Source organism: Cupriavidus sp. CPT47-8839-RL05A, from assembly GCF_058792255.1.
Genome location: NZ_JBYTEG010000011.1, coordinates 148,771 through 169,452, shown reverse-complemented (window position 1 = coordinate 169,452; position 20,682 = coordinate 148,771). Strand labels below are relative to the sequence as shown.

General features: G+C 65.2%; 16 protein-coding genes and 1 pseudogene. 9 read left to right on the top strand and 8 right to left on the bottom strand.

Going from position 1 to position 20,682, the window contains the following annotated elements:
• Positions 1 to 113 precede the first annotated feature (113 nt).
• Positions 114 to 1,361 (bottom strand): MFS transporter, encoded by a 1,248-nt coding sequence (locus tag AC3WVS_RS15660; protein ID WP_492319386.1) that lies wholly within the window; start codon positions 1,359 to 1,361, stop codon positions 114 to 116.
• Positions 1,362 to 1,712: 351 nt separating this feature from the next.
• Here AC3WVS_RS15660 and AC3WVS_RS15655 point away from each other — a divergent pair, with 351 nt between their 5' ends.
• Both AC3WVS_RS15655 and AC3WVS_RS15650 read left to right on the top strand, forming a co-directional pair.
• Positions 1,713 to 3,881, top strand: coding sequence for a TonB-dependent receptor family protein (locus tag AC3WVS_RS15655; RefSeq protein WP_492319385.1), 2,169 nt, complete (start codon positions 1,713 to 1,715; stop codon positions 3,879 to 3,881).
• A gap of 177 nt (positions 3,882 to 4,058) precedes the next feature.
• A pseudogene (locus AC3WVS_RS15650) lies at positions 4,059 to 4,463 on the top strand (IS3 family transposase); the annotation flags it as partial.
• A gap of 70 nt (positions 4,464 to 4,533) precedes the next feature.
• Here the strand turns inward: AC3WVS_RS15650 and AC3WVS_RS15645 are convergent.
• Together AC3WVS_RS15645 and AC3WVS_RS15640 are read right to left on the bottom strand one after the other, a co-directional pair.
• Positions 4,534 to 6,135 (bottom strand): peptide chain release factor 3, encoded by a 1,602-nt coding sequence (locus AC3WVS_RS15645; RefSeq protein WP_492319384.1) that lies wholly within the window; start codon positions 6,133 to 6,135, stop codon positions 4,534 to 4,536.
• Between the two features lie 173 nt (positions 6,136 to 6,308).
• The gene (locus AC3WVS_RS15640; protein ID WP_492319383.1) at positions 6,309 to 7,382 is read right to left on the bottom strand and encodes a YihY/virulence factor BrkB family protein; all 1,074 of its coding nucleotides are present in this window, start codon (positions 7,380 to 7,382) and stop codon (positions 6,309 to 6,311) included.
• A gap of 102 nt (positions 7,383 to 7,484) precedes the next feature.
• On the opposite strand from AC3WVS_RS15640, the gene AC3WVS_RS15635 reads away from it, so the two are divergent.
• The 3 genes from AC3WVS_RS15635 (at position 7,485) to AC3WVS_RS15625 (ending at position 8,859) form a co-directional block, all read left to right on the top strand.
• Complete coding sequence (locus AC3WVS_RS15635; RefSeq protein WP_492319382.1) at positions 7,485 to 7,679, top strand: hypothetical protein; 195 nt, start codon at positions 7,485 to 7,487, stop codon at positions 7,677 to 7,679.
• Between the two features lie 419 nt (positions 7,680 to 8,098).
• Complete coding sequence (locus tag AC3WVS_RS15630; RefSeq protein ID WP_231881471.1) at positions 8,099 to 8,323, top strand: hypothetical protein; 225 nt, start codon at positions 8,099 to 8,101, stop codon at positions 8,321 to 8,323.
• Positions 8,324 to 8,469: 146 nt separating this feature from the next.
• Positions 8,470 to 8,859: a hypothetical protein gene (locus AC3WVS_RS15625; protein WP_492319381.1), complete on the top strand. Its 390-nt coding sequence runs from the start codon at positions 8,470 to 8,472 to the stop codon at positions 8,857 to 8,859.
• A gap of 113 nt (positions 8,860 to 8,972) precedes the next feature.
• Here AC3WVS_RS15625 and AC3WVS_RS15620 read toward each other — a convergent pair whose 3' ends face one another.
• The 3 genes from AC3WVS_RS15620 to AC3WVS_RS15610 form a co-directional block, all read right to left on the bottom strand.
• Complete coding sequence (locus AC3WVS_RS15620; RefSeq protein ID WP_492319380.1) at positions 8,973 to 10,340, bottom strand: sigma-54 dependent transcriptional regulator; 1,368 nt, start codon at positions 10,338 to 10,340, stop codon at positions 8,973 to 8,975.
• A 125-nt stretch (positions 10,341 to 10,465) separates the two neighbouring features.
• A complete protein-coding gene (locus AC3WVS_RS15615; RefSeq protein WP_492319379.1) occupies positions 10,466 to 10,936 on the bottom strand; it encodes a hypothetical protein in 471 nt (156 codons plus the stop codon).
• A 710-nt stretch (positions 10,937 to 11,646) separates the two neighbouring features.
• Positions 11,647 to 13,023 (bottom strand): NCS2 family permease, encoded by a 1,377-nt coding sequence (locus AC3WVS_RS15610; RefSeq protein ID WP_492319378.1) that lies wholly within the window; start codon positions 13,021 to 13,023, stop codon positions 11,647 to 11,649.
• 417 nt (positions 13,024 to 13,440) lie between these two features.
• Here AC3WVS_RS15610 and AC3WVS_RS15605 point away from each other — a divergent pair, with 417 nt between their 5' ends.
• Both AC3WVS_RS15605 and AC3WVS_RS15600 read left to right on the top strand, forming a co-directional pair.
• Positions 13,441 to 13,644 (top strand): cold-shock protein, encoded by a 204-nt coding sequence (locus tag AC3WVS_RS15605; protein WP_010811149.1) that lies wholly within the window; start codon positions 13,441 to 13,443, stop codon positions 13,642 to 13,644.
• Positions 13,645 to 15,306: 1,662 nt separating this feature from the next.
• On the top strand, positions 15,307 to 16,401 hold the full coding sequence (locus AC3WVS_RS15600; protein ID WP_010811148.1) for a replication protein RepA: 1,095 nt from the start codon (positions 15,307 to 15,309) through the stop codon (positions 16,399 to 16,401).
• A 202-nt stretch (positions 16,402 to 16,603) separates the two neighbouring features.
• Here the strand turns inward: AC3WVS_RS15600 and AC3WVS_RS15595 are convergent, their stop codons facing one another.
• A complete protein-coding gene (locus AC3WVS_RS15595) occupies positions 16,604 to 16,807 on the bottom strand; it encodes a cold-shock protein (protein WP_006159056.1) in 204 nt (67 codons plus the stop codon).
• A 377-nt stretch (positions 16,808 to 17,184) separates the two neighbouring features.
• Between AC3WVS_RS15595 and AC3WVS_RS15590 the strand changes: the two genes are divergently transcribed.
• Both AC3WVS_RS15590 and AC3WVS_RS15585 read left to right on the top strand, forming a co-directional pair.
• A complete protein-coding gene (locus AC3WVS_RS15590) occupies positions 17,185 to 17,844 on the top strand; it encodes an AAA family ATPase (protein WP_010811147.1) in 660 nt (219 codons plus the stop codon).
• Between the two features lie 2 nt (positions 17,845 to 17,846).
• On the top strand, positions 17,847 to 18,860 hold the full coding sequence (locus tag AC3WVS_RS15585) for a ParB/RepB/Spo0J family partition protein (RefSeq protein ID WP_492319377.1): 1,014 nt from the start codon (positions 17,847 to 17,849) through the stop codon (positions 18,858 to 18,860).
• A gap of 51 nt (positions 18,861 to 18,911) precedes the next feature.
• Here the strand turns inward: AC3WVS_RS15585 and AC3WVS_RS15580 are convergent, their stop codons facing one another.
• Positions 18,912 to 20,495 (bottom strand): phage integrase family protein, encoded by a 1,584-nt coding sequence (locus AC3WVS_RS15580; protein WP_492319376.1) that lies wholly within the window; start codon positions 20,493 to 20,495, stop codon positions 18,912 to 18,914.
• Positions 20,496 to 20,682 lie beyond the last annotated feature (187 nt).

Below are 20,682 nucleotides of genomic sequence, written 5' to 3'. Positions count from 1 at the left end.
GCGGCACAACTTTCAGCGACGAAAGTTGGCGAATAGGGGTCGGCGATAGCGCCATCCGGGCATCGACAGGGACGCAGAAACGGGTACGCTCCCTGCCCTGCCCCGGCAATGGGTCAGGCCGGATGATCGTGCAGCCGGTCGCGCGCGGCCAGCGCAGGGAAGAACCGCATCCACAGCGCCACCACCAGCAGCGTGCCGACGCCGCCCAGGATCACCGCGCCCACCGGGCCCAGCAATGCCGCGGTGACGCCGGACTCGAACTCGCCCAGCTGGTTCGAGGCGCCGATAAACACCGAATTGACGGCGCCCACGCGCCCGCGCATGTCGTCCGGGGTGTCGAGCTGGACCAGCGTGGAGCGCACCACCACGCTGATCATGTCCGAGGCGCCCAGCACCACCAGCGCCACCATCGACAACGGCAGCCAGGTCGACACGCCGAACACCACGGTAGCCACCCCGAACAGCGCCACCGCGCCGAACATGATGCGCCCGGCGCGCCGGTTCAGCGGATGGCGCGCCAGCCACAGCGCCATCACCAGTGCGCCGACTGCAGGCGACGAACGCAGCAGCCCCAGGCCCCACGGCCCGGTGTGCAGGATGTCGCGCGCGTAGATCGGAAGCAGCGCCACGGCGCCGCCCAGCAGCACCGCGAACAGGTCCAGCGAAATCGCGCCCAGCAGCACCGGGCGGCTGCGGATATAGGCAAACCCCGCAAACACCGTGCGCACGCTGACCGGCGCGGTCAGGCGCTGCGCGGCCTGGCGCAGCGTGATGCCGCTGACCAGCACGGCGGCAATGGCAAAGAGCGTGGCACTCAGCCCATAGACCACGCCCGGCCCGGCCACGTAGGCAAAGCCACCAATGGCCGGGCCGATGATGATGGCGGCCTGCCCGGCGGAACTGGCCAGCGCCACCGCGCGCGGCAACTGGCGCGGTGTCACCACGCTGGGCAGCAGCGCCTGCAGCGTGGGGGTCTCGAACGCGCGCGTGGCGCCGATCAGCGCGACAAAGACAAAGATGTGATGGCTGTCGATCCAGCCGCTCAGGCTGGCCACAGCCATGCCGGCGGCCAGCAGCGCCTCGATCGCCTGGCAGGTGCGCACGATGCGGCGCCGGTCGAAGCGGTCGGCCACGTGCCCTGACATCAGGATCAGCACCACCGACGGCAGGAACTGCACCAGCCCGACCATGCCGAGCATCAGCGGGTCGCGGGTCAGGTCATACATCTGCCAGCCTACCGCCACCGTAAAGATCTGGTAGCCAATCGTGGTGTACAGGCGTGCGAACCAGTAACGGCGGAAAACGGCGTCGCCGAAGACGCTGTCCGGCGCGGCGGCCGGGACGGTGGCAGGGGAGGACATGAATGCAGGAGGGAGGCGAAGATTGCTGTGCACCGCCCAGCGCCGCCGTGCCGTTGAGGACGCCACGCCAGGCTTTGCAGTGCACAAAGGCAAGATTCTAAAGCGCCTGCTGAATACCTGCATACAGATGCCCACACGCGCACACGGGTTCAGGGAAATGTCGGCAATTCACCTCTTTATGGTGTCCGAATGTCTGCACATTGATGCACAGAAACCACAATGCACCGGCGCCGGGTGCTGGCCGTCTCGCTTCTGAGAATCACTCGCATTTATAATCGCGGCCCATTGGCGCGGCCGCCCACGACGTCCCTCTCTGGCTTGCGGAACGCGCTGCTTTTCAGGAATCTCATCTTGCAGCCCGCTTTCCGCCTTTCCGGGGGTGCCATCGGCGCCGCCCTGCTGTTCGCCCAGCTTGCCGCCCTGCCCGCCCACGCCGCTGATCCTGCCCCAGCTGCAACACCCGCCGCCAACCCCGAAGCCACGCTGAACACCGTCACCGTGGTCGGCAACTGGCTGGAAAACGCCAACGAGGCCAAGGTGCTGGAGCATCCCGGCGCGCGTACCATCGTCGACCGCGAGACCTTCCAGGAAGCCGGCGCCAACAATGTGCGCGAGGTGCTGCGCCGCATCCCCGGCGTGCAGGTGCAGGAGAACAACGGCACCGGCGGCAGCGATGTCTCGCTCAACGTGGGCGTGCGCGGGCTGACCTCGCGCCTGTCGCCGCGCTCGACCATCCTGATGGACGGCGTGCCGCTGGCAGTGGCGCCCTACGGCCAGCCGCAGCTGTCGATGGCGCCGCTGTCGCTGGGCAACCTGGAAACCATCGATGTGGTGCGCGGCGCCGGCTCGGTGCGCTACGGCCCGCAGAACGTGGGCGGCATCATCAACTTCGTGACGCGCCCGATACCGAAGACCTTCGCGGCGGATGCGTCGGTGTCGACCGACATCTACAGCCACGGCGGCAGCGTCAAGACCAACCCGACCGCATTCATCGGCGGCACCAACGACAACGGCCTGGGCGGCGCGCTGCTGTACTCGGGCATCCATGGCAACGGCTATCGCGAGAGCAACGACCACGTCAATATCGACGACCTGATGCTCAAGGGCGCGTACCGGATCTCGAAGACCGATGAACTGAGCGCGGCCTTCCACTACTACGAGGGCAGGGCCGGCATGCCCGGCGGCCTGACTTCGGCCCAGTATGCGGCCGACCCGTTCCAGTCGGTGCGACCCTACGACAATTTCGACGGCCGCCGCAGCGACTTCAGCCTGAAGTACAGCCACAACGACAATAACCGCAAGTTCGAGGTGCTGACGTACTACACCGACAGCTTCCGCGGCAGCAACATCGAGCAGCAAGGCACCGGCACGCAGGCCAACCTGCGCCGCCTGACCGCGGCCCCGCGCAACTACCACACGTTCGCGATCGAGCCGCGCTACTCGCAGCTGTTCCGCGGCGAGAGCATGAGCCACGAGGTCAGCGTCGGCTACCGCTTCCTGCGCGAAGCCAGCGACGAGAAGGCATCGCGCACGGTGTTCTACACCCCGGGCACCATCGACCCGACCACGCTGCGTTCGCCGGTGTACCAGTCGCGCACGGGCGGCACCACCGCCAATGCGGTCTACATTGACGACACCATCAACGTCGGCAGCTGGACCATCACGCCGGGCCTGCGCTATGAGTTCATCCGATCGTACGTGACCGACAACTTCACCGGCGCTCGCAACGACGTCTCGTCCAACGAGCCGCTGCCATCGCTGGCGGTGATGTACCACGTCAGCGACCAGTGGAAGCTGTTCGCCAATGCCGGCGTCTCGTTCGGCCCGCTGCAGTACTTCCAGATCGCGCAGACCACCAACGGCCTGACGCCCGAGAAGGCCAAGACGTATGAGGTCGGCACGCACTTCAACGCCAACGGCTGGGGCGGCGAGCTGACGCTGTTCAATATCGACTTCGACGACGAGCTGCAGCTGCGCGGCGGCACCGGCGGCGCGCCGGATGCGTGGACCAACCTCGGCGCTACCACCCACCGTGGCGTGGAATCGTCGCTGCGCTATGACTTCGGCGCGCTCGACAAGTCGCTGGCCGGCCTGTCGGCATACGCGACCTACACCTTCACCGAAGCCACCTACAACCAGGGCAACTTCGCCGGGCGCGACCTGCCGTTCTATTCGCGCCACGTGGCCACCGTAGGCATGCGTTATGCGCGCAACCGCTGGGCGCTCAATGTCGATGGCTTCGCGCAGTCAAAGCAGCGTTCGCCGGGCGATCCGAGCACGTCGACCAACTACCAGACGGCGGAAAGCGCAAACGGTGCGCTGGGCGATATCCCGGGTTATGCGCTGCTGAACATGCGGCTGGGCTATGACTTCGGCAAGTCGGCGCAGAATCTGAAGGTGGCGGTTGGGGTGAAGAACGTGTTCGATAAGCGCTATTTCACGCGCTCGACCGACAACAATGCGGGCAAGTATGTGGGGATGCCGCGGACGTTCTATATCCAGGCGTCGTTGGCGTATTGAGGCGAAATCAGGGGGGTGCTCCCCTCAGGTAGCAAAACGGTCGCAACTGAACTGCACCCCATCCAATCTTTGGGGTGTTTTTCATGACGAAGTACGACGAGGCATTCAAGCGCAAGGTAGTTCAGGAGTATTTGTCTGGGGGGATTGGGATCCGGGCACTGAGTCAGAAGCATGGGATACAACGGGGAGATCATCGCTTGGCAAACCAGCGAACGACCTGACTTCGCACTGATCCAGGAGATGCTCGACAAGGCATTGCAAAGACTGCGGCCGGGGGAATCCCCTTTGCTGCACTCGGATCAGGGCTGGGCGTACCAAATGGCGGCGTATCGCCACAAACTGGCCGCACGAGGCTTGCATCAGAGCATGTCTCGCAAGGGCAATTGCCTGGACAACGCGGCCATGGAGAGCTTCTTCGGCACGCTCAAGTCAGAGTGCTTCCGGCTTGAGCGTTTCGCCGATCTCGACCAACTGCGCAAAGGCATAGCCGAATACATCCGGTACTACAATCACGACCGCATCAAGCTCAAACTAAAAGGGCTGAGCCCCGTGCAATACAGGACTCAGCCCTTGGCGGCCTAACTTACCCGTCCAACTTTACGGGGTCAGTTCAAACTGCGAGCCGTTTTGTTTTTGCAGCTTTAGTACGCGATCAAACGATCTCGCGCGTCTCCATGAACTGCAGCTCCGGGAACCGCTCCTGGGTCAGCCGCAGGTTCACCATGCTCGGCGCCAGATAGACATGGTCGCCCGCGCCATCGAGCGCCACGTTATGCCCTGCCTTGGCGATCAGCTTCTCGATCTCCGCGGGCGCGCCCTTGAGCCAGCGCGCGGTCGCGCATTCATGCGATTCGAAAATGGCATCGACGCCGTACTCATGCTCGAGCCGGTGCGCGACCACGTCGAACTGCAGGATACCGACCGCGCCCAACACCAGGTCGTTGGAGGCGAGCGGGCGGAACATCTGCGTGGCGCCCTCCTCGGCCAGCTGCTGCAACCCCTTCTGCAGCTGCTTGACTTTGAGCGGGTTGTTCAGGCGCGCGCGGCGGAAAAATTCCGGCGCGAACGACGGGATGCCGGTGAACTTGAGCGGCTCGCCCTCGGTGAAGACATCGCCCAGGCGGATGGTGCCGTGGTTGGGCACACCGATGATGTCGCCGGCATAGGCTTCTTCGGTGGTGTTGCGGTCCTGCGCCATGAAGGTGATGGCGTTGTTGATCGCCACGGTCTTGCCGGCGGACACGTGCAGCAGCTTCATGCCGCGCTCGAAGCGGCCCGAGCACACGCGCACGAAGGCGATGCGGTCGCGGTGGCGCGGGTCCATATTGGCCTGGATCTTGAAGACGAAGCCGGTGAACTTGGGCTCCTGCGGCTCAACCAGGCGCGAATCCGTGTTGCGCGCCAGCGGCGGCGGCGACAGCTCGCACAGCGCATCCAGCAGCGACTGCACGCCGAAGTTGTTGATGGCCGAACCAAAGTAGACCGGGGTCTGCTTGCCGTTGAGGAACGCATCCTTGTCGAAGGTGTGCGAGGCACCGCGCACCAGCTCGATCTCGATGCGCAGCTCTTCAGCCTGGCTGCCCAGGATGCGGTCCAGCTCCGGGTTATCCAGCCCGTCGAGGATCGCGGCCGTGCCCTTCTCGCCGTGCGGATCGAACAGCTGCACCTTGTCGTCGATCAGGTGGTACACGCCGCGGAAGGCCTTGCCCATGCCGATCGGCCAGGTCATCGGCGCGCACTGGATCTGCAGCACCTCCTCGATCTCGTCGAGCAGCTCGATCGGCGAACGGCCTTCCCGGTCGAGCTTGTTGATGAAGGTGAGGATGGGCGTGTCGCGCAGGCGGCAGACGTTGAGCAGCTTGATGGTCTGCGCTTCCACGCCGTTGACCGAGTCGATCACCATCACCGCGGAGTCCACCGCGGTCAGCGTGCGGTAGGTGTCTTCAGAGAAGTCCTCGTGGCCCGGGGTGTCGAGCAGGTTGACGATGTTCTCCTGCGCCTTGCCATCGGCGGTCTCCCGGCGGTAGGGGAACTGCATCACCGACGAGGTCACCGAGATGCCGCGCTGCTTTTCCAGCTCCATCCAGTCCGAGGTGGCGTGGCGGTCGGCCTTGCGCGCGCGCACTTCGCCCGCGACCTGGATGGCGCCGCCGAACCACAGCAGCTTTTCGGTCAGGGTGGTCTTGCCCGCATCGGGGTGGGAGATGATGGCAAAGGTGCGTCGACGCGCAATTTCAGAAACGAGCGAGCTCACGGCAGCGGAGTTTGACTGGGAAATATTGGATGGCCCGGCGGGCGGCCGGGCCAGGGCCAGCAGCGCCCGCGGGCGATGGCGGGGCCGGGCTCTGCGGGCACGCGAAGGGAATGGGGCGCTATTTTACCGGTTTTGGGCACCGCTCCGGGTTTGTGGCGCCCAGGTTCGGCAAGTTATTCCGCCAGCTTCTCTGCCGGCTTGCCACGCAGGCTGCCGAACTGCAGCGCGTACTGGCGCGTCAGTTCCGCGCCGAAAAAGAAGATCTGTGCCGAGTAATACACCCATAGCATCAACGCCACCACCGAGCCCGCGGCACCGTATGACGAGGCCACGGCGCTGTTGCCCAGGTACAGGCCGATCAGCCGCTTGCCAATCGAGAACAGCAAGGCGGTGATGACCGCGCCCATGGTGACGTCGCGCCAGGCAATGCGCGCGTTGGGCAGCATCTTGAAGATCACCGCGAACAGCGCCGTCACTACGGCAAAGGAAAAGGCTGTGGAAATCACATCGGCCACCGGCGCGAACCACGATTGCGTCCACAACTGGCCCCACAGGCGCTCAACCACGGCCAGCGCCGCATTGACGATCAGAGACACCAGCAGCATGAAGGCCAGCACCAGCACCAGGCTGAACGACAGCAGGCGCGTGCGCAGCAATTGCTGCCAGCCCGCGGTCTCGGGCACCGGCACATGCCAGATATCGTCCAGGCTGCTCTTGAGCTCGGCAAAGGCACTCGTGGCGCCCACGAACAGGATGCCCGTCGCCACCAGCGCCGCCATGCCGCTGCCGCCGGCGCGGTGCGTGGCCGCCAGGATTTCCTGGATGGCCGTGGCGCCCTGCTCGCCCACCAGGCCTTCAAGCTGCGAGAAAATCTCGCCGCGTGCGGCCTCGGCGCCGAAGAACAGGCCGGCGATCGAAATCACCAGCACCAGGATGGGCGCCAGCGAGAACAGCATGTAGAAGGAGAGCGCCGCCCCTTTGCTGGCCGCCCGATGCGCGAACCAGGAGTTGATGGCGGCGGCGACCACGCGCAGGGTGCGTGCGCCGGTATGGCGGTCCGGCAGCCAGTGCGGGCGATGCCTGCGGTGCTGTGACGCCGCGCTGCCGGCGGAAGAGGACTGGTGTTCGGTATTGTCGGTCACGGCCAGGTGCTGGCGCGATGCGCCAGGCGGATCGCGTGTGCGTTGCGCATGCCTTCGCGGCGCGGTCTGTGCGGCGAAGGCCCGTGCGTTCATCATACTGCGCATTGCGCGCTGCCCCAAGCCGGCGCACGGAGGCAACCTGCTACAGTAGGACCAGGCACACCTGCCGGCGCAACCCGTGCCTGCGCGCCGGCGCAAGGAGGCACCGTGACCTGCAACCTCCGCACGCGCCCTGCGGCCGTGCTACTGATCATCGGCATGCTGGGCTGCGTCGGCTGCGAACGCAGCCAGCCGGGCCCCAAGCCCATTTCCGGCACGGCGGCCAGCGCCACCCCGGGCGCACCCGCCACGCTCAATCCCGCCGACACACCAGCCAAGCCGGCATCGGGGCAACCACGCTGACGGCACTGCAGGCAGGCACTGACCGGGGCGTACCCGTTTCTGCGTGACGTATCGGCGGCCGGTGCAGATGTTGCCGGGCCGCTTCCGCTGCAACGCCGGTTTCAGGCGTGCAACGCGTTGCAAGTGCGCGCCTGCGAGCGTAGCGCAGCGCGTTATCCCGCACCCCGCGTACGCAACGTGCACCCGGCACCGCACCAGCGCGGCCACCACGCGCGCCGCCGCGCGCATGGCGCGTTGCAGCGGCGAAACCGATTGGTCTGCCACCGCGCTCCGGGGCCTGCCCGCACTCGCCCCGCATACCGCAAACCCGCGTGGCATAAGCCTTTGCGGCCCTTGGCACACTTGTCGCTCAGGCTGGGCAGGGGCACATGGGCCCGTGCCCATGGAATCAGCCATTGCATGCAGGAGAAAACCCAGACATGCGTCATCCGCCATCACGCATGACGGCGCGCCGGCGCTCCTACCGGCTCGCGGGTCCGCCGCCGTCGGTGGTGGACCTGCTGTCGTCGCCACTGCTGCCCCATCCGCGGGCGCGCACGCCGCCCGCCACGCCGGCCGCGCAAGGCGCTGGCTGCGCAGCGACGGCCAGGCACGGAGTTGCCAGGGCTGCCTTCCGGCGCCACGCGGGCAAGCGGCGCGCGTGACCGCAGGCAGCATCGGCAACGCAGGATGTCGCGGCAGGCTGGCGCCGCGAACGGAATGATGGCGGGTACGCGAGCCAGCGTGCCCGCGCGGATTTGGTGCTCCGTCCCCCGGCGGGCACCGTTTTTTCCACAGGGAGGCACCCGCCATGACAGCCGGAATGCTTGCCGCCACGGTGCTGGCGGTGTTCTCAACCAGCGCCGCGGCGGCAAGCTACGCCTGGTTCGACCGCCCCGAAGCGGCCAGCGCCGACAGCCACGCGGCGGTCAGCAATGATGTTTATGTGCGCGGCTTTGGCTGGGCCTGGGGGGAACTGCAGCTATCGCCGGACACGCCGTCCGGTGCCGCCGCGCCAACGCCAGGGCGGCAAGCGCGCGACAAGCCGGAGCGCGGCGCGATCGTGCCGTGGCGCCAGCATGACGAGAACGGGCCGCCGCGCCAGCCGCGCGGCAAGCTCAGCATGAACCTTGCCGCCGAGCCGCTGGATGCGGCCAGCGGCGAGTCCGGGGCCAGGCAGCCCCTTGCGGTGGTGCGCTGACGTGCCGACGGGCACGAGGAAAGGCGGAGCCGGCGAGCGGACGTCGCCTGTTCCCCTTTCCTGCGGCGCCTGGGATTGCGTCCGGCCTCCGGCAACCTGCGCCGGCTTGCCGCTTACTCGCCCGCCGTCGCCTGGCTCTCCACGCGGATGTTGTGCTTGTGCATGAGCCGGTACAGCGTCACGCGCGAGACATTGAGTTCGCGCGCGGCCGGCACCACGTGAAAGCCGTGGCTGGCCATCACGGTGCGGATGGCCTCGCGCTCGGCTTCTTCGCGGATCGCGTCGAGGGTCTTGCGCGGCAGCTCCGCCCCGCCGTGCAGCTGCAGGTCTTCGGCGGTGATCTTGCGGTTGTCGGTCATCACGATGGCGCGGCGCACGCGGTTGATCAGTTCGCGCACGTTGCCCGGCCATGCGTACTGCATCATTGCCTGCGTTGCGCAGGCCGAGAACCCGCGAATGCGCCGGTGCGCCTCGTGCCCGTGCTCGGCCAGCACCGCGTTGGCCAGCTGCAGGATGTCCTCGCCGCGCTCGCGCAGCGCCGGGATGGTCAGCGTCAGCACGCACAGCCGGTGGAACAGGTCGGAACGGAAGCGCCCGTCGGCCTGTGCCGCCACCAGGTCCACGTGCGTGGCCGAGATGATGCGCAGGTTCAGCGGGATCGACTGGTGCCCGCCCAGGCGGGTGATCATGCCCTGCTGCAGGAAACGCAGCAGCGCCACCTGGCTTTCCAGCGGCAGATCGCCGATCTCGTCCAGGAACAGCGTGCCGCCCTGCGCCTGCTCGATCCAGCCGATCTTGCGCTGGTTGGCGCCGGTGAACGCGCCCTTCTCATACCCGAACAGCTCGGACTGCACCAGGTGCGAGGGAATCGCACCGCAGTTGATGGCGATAAACGGTCCCTTGCGCCGGCTCGAGGCATCGTGGATCGCCTGCGCGGCGAGTTCCTTGCCGGTGCCGGACTCTCCGGAAATGAACACCGGTGCTTCGTTGTGCGCCACCTTGGCCAGCGAGCGGAACATCGCCCGCATCGCCGCGCACTCGCCGATCATGGTGCCGCGCGAGGCGGTCTCCTGCGGGCGCGCGCCGTGCAGCGACGCCATGCCCTGCGCATGCTTGAGCGTGTAGAGCAATTCAGGCATCGAGAACGGCATGCGCACGTAGTCGACGCAGTAGTCGCGGATCAGCCGGCGCGCGCGCTCCTGCGCCAGCATTTCATCGGAGGTGATGGCCACCCATGTAATGTGCAGGTACTGCAGTGCCTGTTCGAGTTGCGCGAACTCGGCATCGCTGTAGTCGGACTGCAGGTCGATCACGCCTGCCATGGGTGGGCAGGCCCGCACCACGCGTTCAAGGTCGCGAATCTGCTGGACCCGGCGGATTTCCCATCCCGCGGCTGTGCCAGACGGGTCAAAACCAAAATCTTCATGACGCGACACGACCACGATCTGTGCAGTGCGTGACGCCTTGCACAGTCGGTCCATCACGATCTCCCGGACGTTAGGCTTGTTCTTGGTTCGGGCACCCGTGTCCGCCGTCGCGGCCTGCGGCCGCGGCGGACGGTGGGGCTGAACTGGCTGCGGGCACGCACCCGCGCGCGACGTCGGTATCACGAGCTGGACAGACTGCGGAGTTGCTCATCGGGCGCGGCAAGATCGTCCGCACCCGCCTGGAGCTGAGCGCGGATACGCCGCCGCACAGCCTCCTTTTCACGCATCAACTCCAGGCGCGGCGCCTGCTGCGACTGGCCGGAGTATTGGTAGTAGAGCGTCTTGTAGGTCTGTTGGCTCAGGATCCATTCCTGCAACAGCGTGCGCTGGCGTGTCAGTTCGCCTTCGAGCAGGCGATGGCGGCGCAGCAGGTTGGCCACGGCCGCGCGTGCGCTGTCGCTGAGTTCGCTGTCGTCGGCAAGCAGGGCGGCCACCTCGGCCGTCGCGCCGTCATGGACGGTCCGCTTGCTGGGTGCTTCGCCTGCGGCTTCCCCCACGGCAGCCCAGGCATGATGGATGGCTCGGATGGAGCGGTTATTAGTCTCCCTGACAGGCCCGATAGCGGGTCGCCGGATTTCTCCTGCGGTCATGATAATCCCCGTTGAACAACATCCCCCGGCACTACACGTCTGCGGTTACCACTTGTCAGTCTTTGAACTAGTTTTTGTCTGCGTGGCGCGCGTGTTTCCCGCACGCTCCCGGATGGTGGCTATGCCGCCTTGTTGACGGTCTGGACCGAAATGTCCACCGACCGGCGAACGGCGCTCAGGCGCTCTCGGTTGGCTCCGGCATCCTGCCGCATGCACCGGAGTCAAGAAGGGGCGCCTTGCCGCGCCCCTCTTTGCCACGTCTATAGTTCAGTGCATTTAGGCCACTTTGTCCAGCCCCGCGTGGGTGACTTACAGCCAATCTCATACTTTGGTATGAGGCCGCGCGCACACTGGCCGCCGGCCTGCCACCGCCACCTTTTCGGACACATTCCGAGCAGTCGATGTCTGCATCCATGCTACGCAGAAACGGGTACGCTTTGACACCCCCGAACGGGTGATGGCAGCACCGTCACCGCGGGTGGCGCAAGCCGTGCCGCATGCCCGAGGGGTGTAGCGGACGGTCACGCAGAAACAGGTACGCCCGGCCGGTGGACCCGCTTGCGCGGCACGCAGAAACGGGTACGGCCGGCGAGTGTTGGACGGCGCCACGGCTCCCGCCCGGCATCACGATGGCAATATCATGACAGCAGCGCACCATGGAATAGGGCGGCCCAGGCCGCCCTTCCTTCATCCCATGCCGGCTGGCGCGCTCAATGCCCCGGCAGGTAGTAGAACTTGAAGATGAACACCGCCGCGATGATCCACACCATCACGGGCACGCTGCGTGCGCGGCCGGTCAGCAGCTTGAGCGCCGCGTAGCTGATAAAGCCGAACGCAACGCCGTTGGCGACCGAGTAGGTGAACGGCATGCCAAGCGCGGTCATCACCGCGGGCACGACTTCGGTGACGTCATTCCAGTCGATCTCCAGCAGCTCGCGCAACATCAGGCAGGACACATACAGCAACGCCGGCGCGGTGGCATAGGCCGGCACCGTGCCGGCCAGCGGCGCGATGAACAACGCCGCGAGGAACAGCACGGCCACCGTCACCGCCGTCAGTCCGGTGCGCCCGCCCGCCTGCACGCCGGATGCGCTTTCGATATACGCCGTGGTGGAAGACGTACCGAGGAACGAGCCCGCCATGATCGCGGTGCTGTCGGACATCAACGCCTTGTTCAGCCGGTCCATTTTCCCGGCCTTGAGCAGGCCCGCGCGGTTGGCGACGCCCATCAGCGTGCCGGTGGCGTCGAACAACTCCACCAGGAAGAACACCAGCACCACGTTGATGATGCCGATCGACAGCGCGGCGGAAATATCGAGCTTGAACAGCGTCGGGCTGAGCGACGGCGGCGCGGAGAACACGCCGTGGAAGGTATTGCCGGCAAACGCAAAGCTCAGCAGCGTGGTGAGCAGGATGCCGATCAGGATCGCACCCTTCACCCGCAAGTGGTCCAGCGCCACGATCACGAAGAAGCCGATGATCGCCAGCACCGCCGAAGGCTGGTGCAGGTCGCCGATGGTCACCAGCGTGGCCGGGCTGGCGGTGACGATGCCGGCGTTCTTCAGCGCGACAATCGCCAGGAACAGGCCGATGCCCGCGGTGATCGCCACCCGGATCGAGTGCGGAATGCCGTTGACGATCATCTCGCGCACGCGGAACAGCGTCACCAGCAGGAACAGGCAGCCGGAAATAAAGACCGCGCCGAGCGCCGCCTCCCACGCAAAGCCCATGCCCTTCACCACCGTATAGGCAAAGTACGCGTTCAGGCCCATGCCCGGCGCCATCGCGATCGGGTAGTTCGCGTAGAAGCCCATGATCAGCGTGCCGATCGCCGCGGCCAGGCAGGTGGCGACGAACACCGCGTCTTTCGGCATGCCCGCATCGCCCAGGATCGACGGGTTGACGAAGATGATGTACGCCATCGTCAGGAACGTGGTGACGCCGGCGAGGATCTCGGTGCGCACATCGGTCTGGTGTTCGCGCAGCCTGAACAGGCGCTCGATCAGCGAAGGCGCGGCCTGTGGCTTGCCGTGCGGCGGATTGGTGGTTGACGTGCCCGGCTTGGAAGCGGGTTCCGGCATCGACATGACTGGTCTCCTGATATCGTTATCTGTGCGCGGCGACAACAACGGCGCGGCCGCAGGTGGCTGGCTTCGGCCTGAAGCATCCCGCGACGCCCCGCTGGGCGGCAAGCGTACTCTGGTGCAGGTCGGCCCCGCTTCGCCACGCACAGGCGAATAAGCGATATGCAAAAGGCGTGATGATCCCACAGCGCGAACCGCTGAAGCCAGCGGCGCCACGGGGATGCTTCGGGGCGTCCCCGGCTTGACGCTTGCGGCAATCCCCCGTATAAAGCCGCCTAGATTCAAGCGACGAGGCAACAGTTCATTCGTTAGCCACCGTCTGGTACTTCGGTTGTCCATGGTGTCCTTTCCTTGAGTTTCCCGTGTCGGATGACGTTTTCGTCATGCGATGTTTTTTGTCCTTTTTCTGGAAAGCAAATCATGCAAACCGGTATCGTCAAGTGGTTCAACGACGCCAAGGGCTTCGGCTTCATCAAGCCGGACGCGGGTGGTGACGACCTCTTCGCCCATTTCTCGGAGATCCGCGCCGACGGCTTCAAGTCGCTGCAGGAAAACCAGCGCGTGCAGTTCGAAGTCAAGAATGGCCCGAAGGGCCTGCAGGCCGCGAACATCACCCCGCTGTAAGCATTGACTGCCGGCGCGCCCCGTGCGCGCCGAACAGCGCAGAACCCCGCCCGATGGCGGGGTTTTTTGTTTTCAGGCACGGATAGCGCGATTGGCGGTGCTGGCTGCGCCACCTTCATCACATCCCGGCCCCCGCTCTGTTCCCCGCCTCCCCGGTCATGCAGACCGCCAGGCGCTCCGGCTCCAGCCCCCACCTGCCATGCCGCCGCCAGCCAGCACCTCTGGCCTTGCGCACGGCACGCTTTCCTGCACACCACCCAGCCTTGCGCTCCACGCAGAATCAGGTACGCCCTGCTGCGCCGCACTAGGTCAGCCGCGGCCCGTGAGCCTCGCAGAAATGGGTACGGTCTGTCTGGCAGGCCAGCTCGCGCTGGGCAGCGCGCACGCAGAAACAGGTACGCCCTGCAGCTGCTGTGGTCTTTCCAGGCGCCTTATGGCACGAAGAAATGGGTACGCCCCATATTTTTTTCGAATTCGATTCGGCCGATGCCAGCGATTTTCCGGCCCACATTCCTCCTACATATCCACAAGACCGGGCCGGACCGACGACGCAGAAACGGGTACGGCGGATGTTGCAATGCAATAACCATCTGAAGCCCTGAGGCTGCCGGCACCTCACGCAGAAACAGGTACGCCCACGGGCGCAGGCGCACCACTCAACGCCACGCAGAAACGGGTACGCCACCGACATGCAAGGCCGCTGGCTACCCGGCCGCGCTGCGATATCCATGATCTGTCTGCGCAGAAACAGGTACGGCGTGCAGCGCCGCGAATTTGTCACGTATACGTTGAGTGTAAGCGCTAGCTTTTTATATAAGTCTCATGTAGAATGGAAACTTGGTAACAGTTGCGTCTGAACAGCGCCATGGATTTGCGCAGAAACGGGTACGCATGACTCGGAAGAGCCCGGAAGGAGGTACGCAGAAACGGGTACGCTCCGTGGCACACCAGGGTGCGAGAGTCGGCACGCAGAAATGGGTACGCCGCAGAAACAGGTACGCTGCGGCAGCACGGCAGCGGCTTTTCAGGCCAGCGCAGAAACGGGTACGGTTTCAGGCCTCGGAACGCAGAAACGGGTACGCCTGGCGTGCAAAGCGCCGTTCAGCAGCCCGGCAAATGAACCAGTTTCTGCGGGGATAACCGGTTTCTGGCGGTGCTTCTGCGGGAAAGACGCCCTGGAACGCCCGCAAAACGCGTATATCCGGCGCTCGCTCGCAGAAACGGGTACGGTTTGCGGAGTGGCCGCTGTGGAAAAGGCTGTGGAGCCCGCAAGTTATCCCCGCAGAAACCAGTTCGCCCCGCCCGCAGATACAGGTTCGGCTTGCCGCAGATACGGGTTCGGCCCTTCGCAGAATCGAGTACGTTTGCCCGCAGAATTGGGTTCGGCGGGGTTGGTTTTTCCCTTACGAATCAAGGCGCTGAACTTCACGTATACGGTTTACAAGTAGTTAACCCGTATCGGTATCGTTTACTGGTAGTGGATGGGTGGCGAACCGTGGACAACCCTCGCGGGTTGCCCACCGTCCGCCACCATGCGACCAGTCGTGAGATCCCCGGCTCGCAAAAAACAGAGCGAGCAAGGCAAAGGCTTTGCGTACCTGTTTCTGCGTGACAACCTTTGCGGCTTCGAGTACAAAGGCGGGTAATCCGAAGCACGCCAATATGCCCATCAAACGCTCCCCGGCCACCACGGGGGATCGAAGCGTCCTCGATCTGGACGCCGAACCCTCCCGCATCATTGTTCCCGGCAACGAGAACAACCTGGTTCCGTCCGAGAAATTCCAGCGTCTGTTCGACGAAGCGCAGGCCATGGAGCGTGAAGACGCCTGGCAAAGCGGTGAAGTCGGCTTCCTGAGCCGCGCCAGCGTCCAGGTAACGCTGCCCTACCGCGCGCCCAAGGGCGCGCCGCCGGTATGGACCCGCACCAGCGGCAATATCTCGCTGATGATCCAGCCTGGCTACTTCACGCAGCAACGCTCCGAGCGTGCCGCCAACGGCCGCCAGAAGCTGGTGTCCGAGACCGTCTCGCTGGGCTACCCCTATGGCTCCTATCCGCGACTGATGCTGGCCTGGATCGGCAAGGAGATCATGGCGAAGAAAAAGCGCGGCGAATTCACCGGCACGGTAGAGGACCGGCGCATTTCGCTGGGCAATTCGCTGTCCGAGTTCATGTACAACCTCGGCATTCCGATGGCCACCGGCGGCAAGCGCGGCACCATGACGCTGGTACGCCAGCAGATGATTCGCCTGTTCTCGGCGACCATCGCCATCGTGCAGAACAAGTCGACGCCGAGCCAGAACCAGAATCCCAACCACGAGCCACTGTCGATCGATCGGGTGGGCTACCTGCTGGCCGACCAGCTGTCGACCTGGTGGGACCCCATGCAGCCTGGTCAAGGGTCCATGTTCGAGAGCTTCGTGGTGCTGTCCGAGCCCTTCTTCAACGAACTGGTCAACCGCCCCGTACCGGTCGACATGCGCGCGCTCAAGGCGCTGAAACAGTCGCCGTTCGCGCTGGACGTGTATTCGTGGCTGACCTACCGCTTCTTCACGATCCAGCGCCGCACGGAAATCCCGTGGGAGGCGCTGCAGATGCAGTTCGGCACCGAGACCGAAAGCGAGCGCAAGTTCCGTGCGCTGTTCCGCAAGGCCCTGAAGGATGTGCTGGTGGTGTATCCCGGTGCCAAGGTCGATGCGGATTCGTCCAAGGCGCTGATCCTGCAGCCTTCCCGGACCAGCGTGCGCAAGCTGGGCTGATCTGCTAGCTTCCCGCCCGGGGAGATCCGCGCACGCCGTTGCACGTGCTCTCGGGACGGTATCAGCAGGGCCGGGCGCCCCGGAGCTGAGGCCGGGCACCATGTCCGGCCCCTGAATGCAAAAAAGGCAAGCGTTGAACGCTTGCCTTTTTTGTTTGCCTGCTGCGGACGGAGCCGCAACGGGCGGGATCAGCCGAGGCTGGTCAGGCCGGCTTGATTGCCGAAGCCTGCAGGCCCTTCGGGCCTTGCTTGACTTCAAACGTCACGCGCTGCCCATCCTTCAGGGTCTTGAAGCCCGAGCCCTGGATTTCCGAGAAGTGCGCGAACAGGTCTGCACCACCGTCGTCCGGGGTAATGAAGCCAAAGCCCTTGGTCTCGTTGAACCACTTGACCGTACCGGTTGCCATAGGAATTTCCTTTTCGAAGCAAGTTCTTGTACACAACGCAAACAACCGTTCAAGCACGTTGAGTTCTCGTAGATACCGAACGGAAGCCGACGAGGTTGACACGACTTGACTCGACTGTAGCGCGCATCATAACCACTTTGGATTGCGGTGTCATGTGCGGCGTAATGCGCACTACAGATACTTTAGGCACATTCCGTCCTGCTTTTCAAGCAATTTTACGGTCCGGCCGGTTTCCGGCTGCCAAATGGCGGCCAGTGGGCCCCGTGGCGGCAACATATATTTTGTAAATTTGGAAAACGGTTGAAGCATCACGTGCTTTTGGCTACAGTTGCGCCTTAAGAATCAACCGCGCTTTCAGCGCTGAAAGAGAGGTCGCAGTGCCAGCCAAAATCATCACAGTCTTTAACCAGAAAGGCGGTTGCGGCAAGACTACGGTCAGCATGCACCTTGCTGGCACGCTCGGCCTGCGGGGCGCGCGCTCGATGCTGGTCGACATGGACGAGCAAGGCACCGCCACCCGCTGGGCGGCGCAGGCCAGCGACGAGCGGCCGTTCCCGGCTTCCGTGATCGGCCTGGCGCCCTCGGGCGGCGCCATGCACCGCGAGGTCCGAAAGTTCGTCCAGGATTATGACTACATCGTCGTGGATTGCCCGCCGGCGGTGCATTCGGCAGCGCCCTCGAGCGCGCTGCTGATTTCCGACCTTGCCATTATTCCGGTGGTGCCTTCACCGCCGGATCTGTGGGCGGCGGTTGCGGCCAAGACGCTGGCGCAACACGCCCAGGTCCAGAATGAGTCCTTGCTGATCCGCGTGATGGCCAATATGGTCCAGCGCCGCGTCTCGATCGCGCGCCAGGCCATTGAAATCCTTGGCGACGACGGCGACGTACCGCTTTTGAATTCGATGATCGGGTCGCGCTCGGCATTCCGGGAATGCCAGGCGATCGGCTGCACCGTGCACGGCGTCGCCGGCGCACGCGAGGCGGTGCAGGAGGTCGACATGATGGTCGATGAAATACTGTCTTTGATTGAGCACTAGGCATGGCTACCAAACTGAAGAGCCTCAAGGCTGGCATGCTGGCCGGCATGGCGGCCGAAAAGACCCGCAACGATACGCTGGACCGTTTCGCACGCGCGGAAGCGGCCATTTCCCAGCATCCGAATGGCTTGCTGCAGGGCAGGGGAGCCGATGGAGCGCCTGTTTTCAGCGCTGAAAGTCCTGGCGAAGCCGCCGCGGGTCGGCAGCTGATCAGGATTCCGCTGGCGCAACTGCACGACAATCCTCTCAACGCGCGGCGCCTCTACGATCCCGCCGTGGTGCAGGAGCGGGCGGCATCCATTGCCACGCACGGCCAGAAGACCCCCGGCCTGGCCGCGCCCGATCCGGCGCGCCCCGGCCATTACATCCTGATCGACGGTCATTACCGCAAGCGAGCCCTGGCGTCTGCCGGCAAGCTCGAGATGGAATGTTTTGTCGAAAACGACCTGAGCGACCTGGACTTCTACCGGCTGTCGTTCATGCTCAACGAGCAGCGCTCGGACCAGTCAGCGCTGGACAATGCGATCGCCTGGCGCCAGTTGCTGGACGAAGGCAAGGTCCAGAAGGAAGAGGAAATCTGCGAGCTGACCGGCATGTCGGCCGGCACCGTGAACAAGACGCTGGCGCTGCTGCGCCTGCCCGAGTCCGTGCTGGGCGTGATGCGCGAGCGCCCGAGCGCGATCGGCATCGCCGCGGGCTATGAGCTGACGCTGTACTGCAAGCTGGCGGGCGAGGAGCGCACGCGAGAACTGGTGGCGCGCATCATCAATGACGGCCTGTCGAGCCGCGAGGTTGAAGCCATCCGCAAGCACGCGCAGGAAGGCAAGGCGCGCAAGGTCAAGGAAATCAGCCGGCAATACAAGATCCGGACCGACAGCGGCCAGTTGCTGGGCACCATCAAGGAATGGGACTCGGGACGCGTGATGCTGGACGTGCAGCTGAGCGACCGCAGTGCCCGCGAGGCGCTGGTCGAGGCCCTGAAGGCCCGCTTCGGGCTGGATAACACGCTGCTCTGAGCCGGGAAGGCACGCCATGGCGGCGCTGCGGCAGCATTGCCGCCGCAGCGCTCAGGCCAGCAGGTCGCGCGGCGAGCGCGCGCCAAACTCCGGATCACAGGTCTTGCGGTAGCGCTCAAGCATGCTGGACAGCAGGGCATGCAGGCCACGCACCGAGTAGCCGGCCTGCGGCAATGCCGCCAGCTTGCGCTGCGCGCGCCGGGTCGGCGGCGCGGCCGGTGGACCGATCAGCGAGGCGTCTTCGGTGCCCGCGCCATCCCACTGGAGATTGCGGTCACGCCAATGCCGGGCCAGCGCGTGCTGCGTGGCCAGGCCAAAGCCAGGCGTTCCGTCTGGCACAATACTTTCCACACCGTCTTCCGGAACCCGCGCAGGCTGCTGCATCGGCGCCAGCGAACGCCGCGTGACCGAGGTCAGCCGGTCCAGGCTGAGCCGGTGTTCCCGCAACAGCAGGATTGCCGCATGGGCCGTTCGGTAGCGCTGGCCATCGCCGTCGCCGCCCCGGCGTTCCAGCCATGACAGGAAGGGGGCCAGGCTGGTCTCGGCAACCTGCAAGGTGTCCGGCCGCGCCGCCTTTGTTGCCGTCGAGGCATCGGTGCCATCCGGGATCCGGGCTGGCCAGAGCGCTGCGCCCGGGTAGCCGTTGCCATGCATCCAGCGGAACAGGGCGGCCAGCACCCGCATGCTGTGCCGCACGCTTGCCGGACTGAGCGGGCCGGTGAACGGACGCCATCCGGCCAGGTAGCGCGGCGCCCGTGGTCCGCACCAGCGGCTGGCCGGTTCGGGCTGCGCCAGGAAGCCCAGGTAGGCCCGGCGGTCGTCCAGATCGAGCTGCGACAGGCCCTTGCGCCGCTCCAGCGCTGCCCACAGCAGCAGGCGCTCCGCCTCCTTGCGGTAGGCCGAGAACGTGCTGCCGCTGTCACCAGCGGCATCGCGCAGCCAGGCCTGGACCACGTCGAGGCCCTGGCTGTACGGGCAGCTGGCGTCTGAGGCCAACGCGGGCGACGCGGTCATCCATTCCAGCGGCAACGGCTGGCGCAGCCCTGGTCCCAGCCTGCCTCGCTCGAGCAGAGTGCGGTTGCCGACGTGTTCGCCCAGCAATGGCTTGCCGTCCGGATCCCGGAAGGCAGCGCGGTTCTCGCCGAGCCAGCGGTTGACGGCCGCGCCGGCAAGCGCGCCAATGCGCGGGACGGTCCGCCACCAGGCGCTGCCGCGTCGGTTTGCAAGCTCAAAAAGAGTATTAAGAGTCACAATTTCAGCCTTGTGCAAGCGCCGCGCCAAGGCTGGTGCAAACCACAACTCCACGCCGTGCTGGGGGCGCGGCGCCGCCGTACCCAAGCGTTCGAGCTCGGCCAGCGCGTCGACGCGGCGATCCATGCCGCGGTTGGAGCGGCCAGGGCCGGCCAGCAGCAGTTCGGCCAGGTCCGCCCGTCCGTGCAGGTGCGCGAGCTGGACCATCCGGTCGCGCAGGGCAAGCAGGATTCGCAGCGCAGACTCGGCCCCGGCTTCGTCGTCATCGGCTTCGTCGGCCAGGTAGCGGGGCACCACCATGGCCGCCGGCATGCCCTGGACATAGGCGCGCACCGCTGCAAATTCGCTGCGGGTGAGGCTGACCGTCATCATTCCGGGAATCATGGGCAGGTATGCGCTGAATGGCTAACTTCTTGATTTATAAGGCACTTGAAGCGAGCGAGAATTCATCCGGCCCGAAATGCACAGGTAAATGCAATGCCGATAATTTTATGCGCGTTTTCACTGGAAAGTCATCCCCGCTGCCCTTGTGGGATCCGTATGCTGGTGTCAGGCAGTGCTCGGGGAAAAC

What these genes read in the sequence shown, in the direction of transcription:
- AC3WVS_RS15595 (WP_006159056.1), bottom strand. Translation starts at nt 16,807, where the DNA reads ATGGCAACCGGTACGGTCAAGTGGTTCAACGAGACCAAGGGCTTTGGC.
- AC3WVS_RS15580 (WP_492319376.1), bottom strand. Translation starts at nt 20,495, where the DNA reads ATGATTCCCGGAATGATGACGGTCAGCCTCACCCGCAGCGAATTTGCA.
- AC3WVS_RS15625 (WP_492319381.1), top strand. Translation starts at nt 8,470, where the DNA reads ATGACAGCCGGAATGCTTGCCGCCACGGTGCTGGCGGTGTTCTCAACC.
- AC3WVS_RS15585 (WP_492319377.1), top strand. Translation starts at nt 17,847, where the DNA reads ATGGCTACCAAACTGAAGAGCCTCAAGGCTGGCATGCTGGCCGGCATG.
- AC3WVS_RS15600 (WP_010811148.1), top strand. Translation starts at nt 15,307, where the DNA reads ATGCCCATCAAACGCTCCCCGGCCACCACGGGGGATCGAAGCGTCCTC.
- AC3WVS_RS15630 (WP_231881471.1), top strand. Translation starts at nt 8,099, where the DNA reads ATGCGTCATCCGCCATCACGCATGACGGCGCGCCGGCGCTCCTACCGG.
- AC3WVS_RS15660 (WP_492319386.1), bottom strand. Translation starts at nt 1,361, where the DNA reads ATGTCCTCCCCTGCCACCGTCCCGGCCGCCGCGCCGGACAGCGTCTTC.
- AC3WVS_RS15640 (WP_492319383.1), bottom strand. Translation starts at nt 7,382, where the DNA reads ATGCGCAGTATGATGAACGCACGGGCCTTCGCCGCACAGACCGCGCCG.
- AC3WVS_RS15610 (WP_492319378.1), bottom strand. Translation starts at nt 13,023, where the DNA reads ATGTCGATGCCGGAACCCGCTTCCAAGCCGGGCACGTCAACCACCAAT.
- AC3WVS_RS15620 (WP_492319380.1), bottom strand. Translation starts at nt 10,340, where the DNA reads ATGGACCGACTGTGCAAGGCGTCACGCACTGCACAGATCGTGGTCGTG.
- AC3WVS_RS15605 (WP_010811149.1), top strand. Translation starts at nt 13,441, where the DNA reads ATGCAAACCGGTATCGTCAAGTGGTTCAACGACGCCAAGGGCTTCGGC.
- AC3WVS_RS15615 (WP_492319379.1), bottom strand. Translation starts at nt 10,936, where the DNA reads ATGACCGCAGGAGAAATCCGGCGACCCGCTATCGGGCCTGTCAGGGAG.